The organism is Gordonia sp. AC31 (assembly GCF_031844505.1).
GTDB classification, from domain to species: Bacteria; Actinomycetota; Actinomycetes; order Mycobacteriales; family Mycobacteriaceae; genus Gordonia; species Gordonia hongkongensis.
Map to the genome: position 1 here is coordinate 75,537 of NZ_JAUZVK010000018.1, position 8,836 is coordinate 84,372.

Genomic DNA, 8,836 nt, shown 5'->3' on the forward strand with positions numbered 1-8,836 from the left:
CACCAACTCCAGGAGTCCCCATGAGTGCCGTGCTCACCGAGTTCGCCGACGGCGTCGCCGTCATCACGATCAACCGCCCCGAGGCGAAGAACGCCGTGAATCTCGAGGTGTCGGAGGGTATCGCCGCCGCGATCGACGAACTCGATTCGCGCGACGACCTCACCATCGGCATCATCACCGGTGCCGGTGGCACGTTCTGCGCCGGGATGGACCTCAAGGCCTTCGCCCGCGGCGAGAAGGTCGCGCTGGACGGACGCGGGTTCGGCGGCCTCACCGAGGCCCCGCCGACCAAGCCCCTCATCGCCGCCGTCGAGGGCTGGGCGCTGGCCGGCGGATGCGAACTCGCGTTGTCGGCGGACCTCGTCGTCGCGGCAAACGACTCCAAGTTCGGCATCCCCGAGGTCAAGCGCGGACTCGCCGCCGCCGCCGGTGGCCTCCTACGCCTCCCGAAGATCCTCCCCTACCAGCTCGCCATGGAACTCGCGCTCACCGGCGACCCGCTCACCGCGGCACGCGCCCACCAGTTCGGCCTGGTCAACCGGATCACCGAACCCGGCGAGGCACTCGCTGGGGCCCGCGAACTGGCCGCCGTCATCGCCGCCAACGGCCCCCTCGCCGTCCGCGCCACCAAACAGGTCACCTCCATGGCGATCCGCTACACCGATCCCGAACTGATCAAGAAGCAGTGGGACTTCCTCGGTCCGGTGTTCGTCTCCGACGACGCCAAGGAAGGTGCGGTCGCCTTCGCCGAGAAACGCGCGCCGCGCTGGACCGGCAAGTGAAAGATCCGGGCGCAGTACTCATTCGGCCCGCTCGCTCCGCTCCCGGCGCCGGGCTGAGTCGGCCCGCTCGGTCCGCTCCCGGCGCCGGATAGAGTGACCGGGGTGGACCTGCACCTCGTGACCTACTTCGTCGCCGTGGTCGACCACGGCGGCATCACGAAGGCCGCCCAGTCGCTCTACATCTCACAGCCGTCGCTGTCCCAGGCGATCCGCACGCTCGAGAGACGTCTTGGCGTCACCCTGTTCGACCGCACCGGACGACGCCTCGAACTCACCGAGGCCGGACGCAAACTCGACGTAGCCGCCCGGCGCATCCTGGCCGACGTCGACCGCGCCAAGGCCAAGGTCGACGCGGTTCGGGAACTGCGCGCCGGTCGCGTCGACATCGTGACCTACGCGGCGTTCAGTGTGGACCCGGTGGTCAACATCGTCCGACTGTTCCGGGAACGGTTCCCACGCTTGTCGGTTCGAGTCGTCTCCGCCGACAGTCCCACCGGGGTGTTGTCGGCGTTGCGATCCGGGGACGCCGAGATCGGGATCATGGACTCGGCCGCCGAGCACGCGACCTTCACCGCCATCCCGATGGCCGAGCAGGAACTCATCGTCGCGGCGCCGACGACGCTCGCCGACGGTCTGCCCGAACCGATACCGCAGTCTGCGGTGCGCTCGCTGCCACTCGTCGTCGATCACAGCGACCCGATCAGCGCGGAACTCCTCAGCGGACTCCTCGACGACAACGCCAAGAACGTGGTGGTCGACTGCCAGTTACCGTCCGCGGTGTGGAGTCTGGTCAAGAAGGGCACGGGCGCAACGGTTCTCCCACGCACCGTGGCCGACCGGCAGCTTGCGGGACTTCGTCGGCTCGCGCTCGACCCACCACTCACCCGACCGTGGGGTCTCGTGCTGCGATCCGGGCTCCCCTCGCCGGCAGCCCTCGCCTTCATCTCCGCGGCGAAGGTCCACTGCGGGATCGCGCCGGACCCCGCCGAACCACGGGATTGGTGACACGCCATGGAATTGCGACAGGTCGAGTACTTCCTGGCGGTGGTCGAGAACAAGGGCATCGGCGGGGCCGCGTCGGCTCTCGGTGTCGCGCAACCCACCGTGTCCCAAGCACTCCGGGCGCTCGAACGCGAACTCGGAGTCCAGCTGTTTCACCGCATCGGTCGCGGGATGGTCCTGTCGGCGGCCGGGCGCACGATGGTCGGTCCCGCGCGACAGATCGTGCGCGACATGGACGCCGTCGACGATCTGCTCTCCGCCTCGGCGGACGAACTCACCGGCCACCTCGAGATCCTGGCCTTCGCCGCGACCGCGGTCGGGCCCGTCGTCGATCTCGTCGCCCGGTTCCGGGCCGCCTATCCGCGGGTTTCGGTGCGACTCGGCGAGTTACGCGATGAGACCAGGGCCGCGTCGGCCATCGAGGACGGTCATTGCGAGTTCGCCGTCGCCCACCTACCCATCGCCGGCGACGACCTCGAGGTGATCGTGATCGGCGAACACGAACACGTGCTCGTCTACCCGCCGGGCACCGACGTACCCGAGGGCCCGATCCCGCTGAACAATCTGCCGGCGATCCCGATGGTGTTCGTGCCACGCGGCTACTCGGTGGCCGACGAGTTCGAGGAGGCGATCCGCGTCGGGGGCGTCCGCCCGCCGCTGGCCGTGCTGTCGGAGATCCGCGAGGAACGGCTCCCGATGGTGGAGTCCGGAATCGGCGGCACTCTACTCGAACGATCGGTGGCGGAGTCGGCCGACGAGCCGGTCGTGATCCGTGAGATCGAACCGAATGTGGTGCGACCCTTTGCCATCGCATTCCACCCGCCGTCGCTGTCGGCCGTCGGTCAGGCCTTCGTCGACCTCGTGCGCGAAACTGCGGGATGAACGGGTGGAACACCGGGCCCCACCGGTGCGGATCAGGTGGGGCCCGGTGAGTCTCGGGGTCAGCTGACGCGTTCGAAGACCGCGGCGAGGCCCTGGCCACCGCCGATACACATGGTCTCCAGGCCGTAGCGGGCCTCGCGCCGGTGCAGTTCACGCGCCAGGGAGGCCAGCATGCGTCCGCCCGTGGCGCCGACCGGGTGGCCCAGCGAGATGCCCGAGCCGTTGACGTTGGTGCGGTCGAAATCGCCGCCGGCACCGAAACGGCCGAAACCCCACTCGCGGGTGACGGCGAGTGCCTGCGCGGCGAACGCCTCGTTGAGCTCGATCACGTCGATGTCGGCGAGCGTCAGACCGGCCTTGGCAAGCGCCTTCTCGGTCGCGGGGACCGGCCCGATCCCCATGGTGCGCGGCGGCACACCGGCCAGACCCCATGACACCAGCTTCACCAGCGGGCGTAGACCCAGCTTCTCGGCGACCTCGGGGGTGGTCACGAGCGCCATCGACGCGGCGTCGTTTTGACCGCTGGCGTTGCCCGCCGTCACCGTCGCGTCCGGATCCGTCTTGCCCATGATCGGCTTCAACTTCGACAGCGACTCGACCGAGACATCCGGGCGTGGATGCTCGTCGGTGTCGATGACCTGATCACCAGATCGCGAAGCCACGGTGACCGGGACGATCTCCTCGGCCAGTACGCCATCCTTCTGGGCGCGGACCGCTCGTTCGTGCGATGCCACAGCCAGTTCGTCCTGTTCTTCCCGGGAGATCTCGTAGTCCTTGCGCAGGTTCTCGGCCGTCTCGATCATGCCGCCGGGCACCGGGTAGTTCTTGCCGCCGGCGGTCGAGCGCGCCCGGACGAGGCTGTCGTGCATGGCAATTCCGGTCCGGGCCCCACCCCACCGCATGTCCACCGAGTAGAACGACGCGTTGCTCATCGACTCGGCACCGCCGGCGACCACGACGTCGTTGTTCCCCGAGGACACCTGGTAGGCGGCCTGGATGACGGCCTGTAGTCCCGACCCGCAACGACGATCGATGTGCATGCCGCCCACTGTGATCGGCAACCCGGCATCGAGTGCGATGACTCGTCCCAGGGCGGGCGCCTCGCTGTTCCCGTTACAGTGACCGAGGATGACGTCCTCGACCTTCTCCGGGTCGAGTCCGGTCCGGTCGAGCATCCCCGTCAGCGCGGCGACCCCGAGATCAACGGCGGTGAGATTCTTGAACATCCCGCCGTAACGGCCGATCGGGGTACGGACCGGTTCGCAGATGACGACGTCGCGCATGGGTGACCTTTCGGTGTCAGAGGAGGCGTGGAGCAGGGCCGGCGGTCACATGAAACGGCCGCCGGTCACCTCGAGGACGGTGCCCGTCATGTACGACGACATGTCACACGCCAGGAACAGCGCGACGCTCGCGACCTCACCGACCTCGCCGGCGCGCCGCATCGGGATCTCCGCCATCTTCTGGTCCCACGCTTTCTGCGGCATCGCCTCGGTCATCGCCGACCGGATGAGGCCGGGCTGGATCGCGTTGACCCGCACGCCGTGATGGGCCATCTCCTTGGCCGCGGCCTTGGTGAGGCCGACGATGCCCGCCTTGGCGGCCGAGTAGTTGGTCTGCCCGACCATGCCGACCTTGCCCGACAGCGACGAGATGTTCACGATCGCACCACGCTTGGCCTCGCGCATGATCGCCGCCGCCTTGCGTGTGCCGTTCCAGGTGCCTTTGAGATGCACCGAGATGACCTGATCGAAATCGTCTTCGGTCATGGTGCGCATCGTCGCGTCCCGGGTGATCCCGGCGTTGTTCACCAGCACATCGAGTGCCCCGAACCCGTCGACCGCGGCCGCGAGCAGCGCGTCGACCTCCCCCGCGTCGACGACGTCGCACCTCACCGCGCGGGCCACGTCGCGGCCGCCGAACTCGTCCGCGGCCGCCTGCGCGGCGTCGAGGCTGAGGTCACCGAGCACGACTCGCGCGCCGGCGTCGACGAACGAGCGGGCGATCTCGAAACCGATGCCCTGGGCTCCGCCGGTCACGACGGCCGTACGACCCTCCAGCAACGCGGCGGCGGGCGGGTGCGATGACATGTATCGGAGTCCTTTCGAGGGCGGCGGGGTGACGGTCGTCGGGCAACCGGTCGCGAAGCGCCGGGCCCGCGGTGAGTGCCGCGGGGACAAATCTATCGAGGTTCCGCCCCGATCGACCCGTCCGCGCTCATACGCAACGGCTATCGCAGCGATCCCGGTTTCGTATTGGACCCCTCGCCCGCCGGCCGCGAGAGTGACAGCATGACCGGAGTGATGCATTCAGCGCGGACGACCTCCTCCGAGGTGGGCGACGAGGACTTCGCCGACATCCTCGCCGCGACGCGCGAGTTCGTCCGCGAGGTGGTGGTCCCGCGGGAGCAGGAGATCCTCGACACCGACGCCATCCCCGACGACATCCGCCAGACGGCGAAGAGCATGGGCCTTTTCGGCTACGCCATCCCGCAGGAGTGGGGCGGTCTCGGCCTCGATCTGACCCAGGACGTCGAACTCGCGATGGAGCTCGGGTACACATCCCTGGCGCTGCGCTCGATGTTCGGCACCAACAACGGCATCGCCGGCCAGGTCCTCGTCCACTTCGGCACCGACGAGCAGAAGTCCGCGTGGCTGGAGAAGATCGCGTCCGGCGAGGTCGTCGCCTCGTTCGCGCTGACCGAACCGGGGGCCGGGTCCGATCCGGCCGGACTGCGCACGAAGGCCGTCCGCGACGGTGACGACTGGGTGATCACGGGCGAGAAGCGGTTCATCACCAATGCGCCGCTGGCCGATCTGTTCGTCGTGTTCGCACGTACCCGTCCGGCCGACGAGAACGGCACGGGCATCGCGGTGTTCCTGGTCCCCGCCGACGCCGCGGGGCTCAGCGTCGGCGCCAAGGACCGCAAGATGGGCCAGGAGGGCGCCTGGACCGCGGACGTGCACTTCGACGCCGTGCGGGTGCCGGCGTCGGCACTGGTCGGCGGCAGCGAGGACGTGGGCTACAAGGCCGCGATGATGAGCCTGGCCCGGGGCCGGGTGCACATCGCGGCTCTCTCGGTGGGCACCGCGCAGCGTGCGCTCGACGAGTCGGTCACCTGGGCCGCCACCGCCACCCAGGGCGGTACCGCGATCGGCGAGTTCCAACTGGTCCAGGCCATGCTCGCCGACCAGCAGGCCGGGGTGATGGCCGGACGCGCGCTCGTCCGCGAGGCCGCCCGGGCGTGGGTCGACGACACCGACCGCCGCATCGCCCCGTCGGCTGCCAAGCTGTTCTGCACCGAGATGGTCGGCAAGGTCGCCGATCTCGCCGTGCAGATCCACGGCGGCAGCGGTTACATGCGCGATGTCGCGGTGGAACGCATCTACCGCGAGGTGCGGTTGCTGCGCCTGTACGAGGGCACCAGCGAGATCCAGCGACTCATCATCGGGCGCAACCTGATCAAGCGCGCGCAGCGCTGACCACACGCGCGTGCGCCGGCGCCTCGGGCGCCGGCGCTGACCCTGTCAGGCGTTCGCCAGGCGCTCCCGCAACGCCACCTTCTGGACCTTGCCGGCCGCCGAGGTGGGCAGCTCGTCGACCACGTACACGTCCCGGATCTTCTTGTAGGGCAACACCTGCGCGGCGACGAAGTCCGACACCGCATCGGCGTCGATGACGTGACCGTCCCGGGCGACGAGAAAGGCCACCGGCTCCTGCCCCACCGCACCCGCCTCCCGGGCGACGACCGCTGCCGCACCGACGTCCGGATGCGTCACCAGGATCTCCTCGAGCTCGCGCGGATACACGTTGTAGCCCTTGTAGATCAGCATGTCCTTCGCACGGTCGCAGATGTAGAGGTACCCGTCGGCGTCGCGGTAGGCGATGTCACCGGTGTCGAGCCACCCGTCGACGAACTGCTCGGCCGTCTTCTCGGGGTGATCGAGATAGCCGTCGGTGACCTGCGGGCCGCGCACCCACAACTGTCCCTTCTCCCCCGTCGGGAGGACGACGGCCGGATCGTCGACGGCGCGGATCTCGATCTGGGTGTCGAACGTCGGCAGACCCACACTCCCGAGCCGGTATCGACCCCCGGACGTCAGGGACGCCGAGGACACCAGGCACGTCGCCTCGGTGAGGCCGTATCCCTCCACGATCGCCGCTGCCGGGAACGCCTTCTCGAGCTGCTCCAGGGTCACGTGATCGATCGGCGCCGCGCCGGAGGAGACCACCCGCACCGAGGTCAGGTCCCGTGTGGAGACGTCGGGGTGCACGGCGAGCGCATGCCACATCGCGGGACTCCCGGTCACATACGACGCCCGATGCGCCTCGATGAGAGCCAGCATCCGCCCGGGCTCGAAACGACCGGCGAACACGTGCGTGGCACCGCACAGCAGGAGAAACGACATGTTGATGAGGGCGTGCGCGTGGAACAGCGGGGACACGACGACCGTCGCCGCATGCCCGGGGACCACCCCCGGGTTCTCCGACGACCGGGGAGTGAGGGTCAGGAGACCGTCGGTTCCCACCTCCACGGAATGACCTGCCCGCCAGGCGATCATCTGCGTGACGTTGCCGAGCACGTTGCGGTGCAGGACCCGAACGCCCTTCGAAACACCCGTGGTGCCGCCGGTGAAGGCGAGGTGCGCGACGTCGTCGCTCGTGGTCGAGACCGGCGGGGCCGTCTCGTGCCCGACGACGAACTCCGCGAGGGGGACGGTGTCGATGGTCTCCGGCGCATCCGCGGTCCCGTCCACCGTCACCACCGTCGTCAACGCCGTGCCGACGGCGGCGGACAGGAGACGCGCGGACTGCTCGACCTGCGTGAAACCCACAACCGCACCGGTTTCCGCGATCTGACGTCGCAGACCCGGTACGGGCTGCAACGGATTGACCGGGGTCACCGCCGCACCGGCCCGGAGTGATCCGTAGTAGGCGACGACGAACTCGACGCTGTTGGTCAGGTACAGCAGGACCACATCGCGATCGCTCACTCCGACCGCACGCAGGGCCGACGCCACGGCGGCCGAGCGCACGTCGAGCTCGGTGAACGTGAGCGTCGTCGCGCCGTCGACAACGGCCGCGCGCTCGCCGTAGAGGGCGGCCATACTCGCCGGCAGCACCGCCATCGTGGCGTCGGGATAGCTCAGAGTGGTGGGCGCCGTGACAGACATCGCGATGATTCCTCTCGAAAGGCGTTGTGGGGGAAGCAGAACGGACGTGTCGGGGTTCGGGTTACCGCGGCGCCATCCGGATCGCCCCGTCGAGGCGAATGGTTTCGCCGTTGAGATAGGTGTTCTCCAGGATCGACGCGGCGAGCTGACCGAACTCGTCCGGCCTACCGAGCCGCGCCGGATTGGGAATGCTCGCGGCGAGCGCATCGCGCACGTCGTCGCGCAGCCGGGCGAGCAGCGGCGTGTCCATCGTGCCCGGCGCGATGGTGTTGACGCGGATGAGCTTGCTGGCCAGGTCCCGTGCGGCGACCAGCGTCATCCCGACGATGCCCGCCTTCGACGCCGAGTAGTTGATCTGGCCGATCTGTCCCTCGTACGCCGCGACCGACGCGGTCATGATGATGGCACCCCGCTCCCCGTCGACGGGCTCCTGTCGAGCGATACGTTCCGCGCCGAGCGAGAGCGCATGGAACGACCCGACGAGGTTGAGCTTGATGACGAACTCGAAGTCCTCCACCGAACCCGCCTTGCCCTCCTTGTCCAGGATGCGCATGCGCCGGCCCGCGCCGGCACAGTGCACGAGTCCGCGCAGGCCCCCTCGGTCGTCGGCGACATCGAGTGCGGCCTCGAACTGTTCACGGTCGGTGATGTCGGCGGCCGCGAACGACGCTGCGGCGCCGAGTCCGTCGGCCACGGCCTGACCGTCCGAGGTCGGCAGATCGATCAGGGTGACCAGGCCACCGGCGTCGATGACGCGCTGGGCCGTGGCGAGCCCGAGACCGGATGCGCCGCCGGTGATCGCGACCGACAGTCCATTGAGTTTCATTGTTATTCAGTACCTTTCGATGAAATTGTTCCGTGCCCCCTGAGGGGCGAGCTTGCGAGCCCGGCCCCGGCTCCCTGAGGTGCGAGCGAAGCGAGCCCCCGTTGCTCCCTGAGGTGCGAGCGAAGCGAGCCCCCGTTGCTCCCTGAGGTGCGAGCGAAGCGAGCCCCCGT

General features: G+C 69.0%; 8 protein-coding genes. 4 read left to right on the top strand and 4 right to left on the bottom strand.

The window, feature by feature from the left end; genetic code table 11:
• Positions 1-20: 20 nt before the first annotated feature.
• The 3 genes from Q9R39_RS19325 to Q9R39_RS19335 all read left to right on the top strand — a co-directional run bounded on the left by Q9R39_RS19325 (position 21) and on the right by Q9R39_RS19335 (position 2,666).
• Positions 21-782, top strand: a complete 762-nt coding sequence (locus tag Q9R39_RS19325) for a crotonase/enoyl-CoA hydratase family protein (RefSeq protein ID WP_311277992.1) — start codon at positions 21-23, stop codon at positions 780-782.
• A 102-nt stretch (positions 783-884) separates the two neighbouring features.
• A complete protein-coding gene (locus tag Q9R39_RS19330) occupies positions 885-1,787 on the top strand; it encodes a LysR family transcriptional regulator (protein ID WP_068972417.1) in 903 nt (300 codons plus the stop codon).
• A 6-nt stretch (positions 1,788-1,793) separates the two neighbouring features.
• Positions 1,794-2,666 carry a LysR family transcriptional regulator gene (locus Q9R39_RS19335; RefSeq protein ID WP_058250859.1) on the top strand — a complete coding sequence of 291 codons (873 nt, stop codon included), beginning with the start codon at positions 1,794-1,796 and terminating at the stop codon, positions 2,664-2,666.
• A gap of 59 nt (positions 2,667-2,725) precedes the next feature.
• Here Q9R39_RS19335 and Q9R39_RS19340 read toward each other — a convergent pair whose 3' ends face one another.
• On the bottom strand, positions 2,726-3,949 hold the full coding sequence (locus tag Q9R39_RS19340) for an acetyl-CoA C-acetyltransferase (protein ID WP_311277993.1): 1,224 nt from the start codon (positions 3,947-3,949) through the stop codon (positions 2,726-2,728).
• A gap of 45 nt (positions 3,950-3,994) precedes the next feature.
• Positions 3,995-4,756: a 3-oxoacyl-ACP reductase FabG gene (gene fabG / locus Q9R39_RS19345; protein WP_311277994.1), complete on the bottom strand. Its 762-nt coding sequence runs from the start codon at positions 4,754-4,756 to the stop codon at positions 3,995-3,997.
• Positions 4,757-4,957: 201 nt separating this feature from the next.
• Here fabG and Q9R39_RS19350 point away from each other — a divergent pair, with 201 nt between their 5' ends.
• Entirely contained in the window at positions 4,958-6,148 is a 1,191-nt protein-coding gene (locus tag Q9R39_RS19350) for an acyl-CoA dehydrogenase family protein (RefSeq protein WP_068972416.1), read from the top strand.
• Between the two features lie 45 nt (positions 6,149-6,193).
• On the opposite strand, the gene Q9R39_RS19355 is transcribed toward Q9R39_RS19350, so the two are convergent.
• On the bottom strand, positions 6,194-7,840 hold the full coding sequence (locus tag Q9R39_RS19355; protein WP_311277995.1) for a class I adenylate-forming enzyme family protein: 1,647 nt from the start codon (positions 7,838-7,840) through the stop codon (positions 6,194-6,196).
• Positions 7,841-7,901: 61 nt separating this feature from the next.
• Complete coding sequence (locus Q9R39_RS19360) at positions 7,902-8,666, bottom strand: SDR family NAD(P)-dependent oxidoreductase (protein ID WP_311277996.1); 765 nt, start codon at positions 8,664-8,666, stop codon at positions 7,902-7,904.
• Between the last annotated feature and the right edge of the window lie 170 nt (positions 8,667-8,836).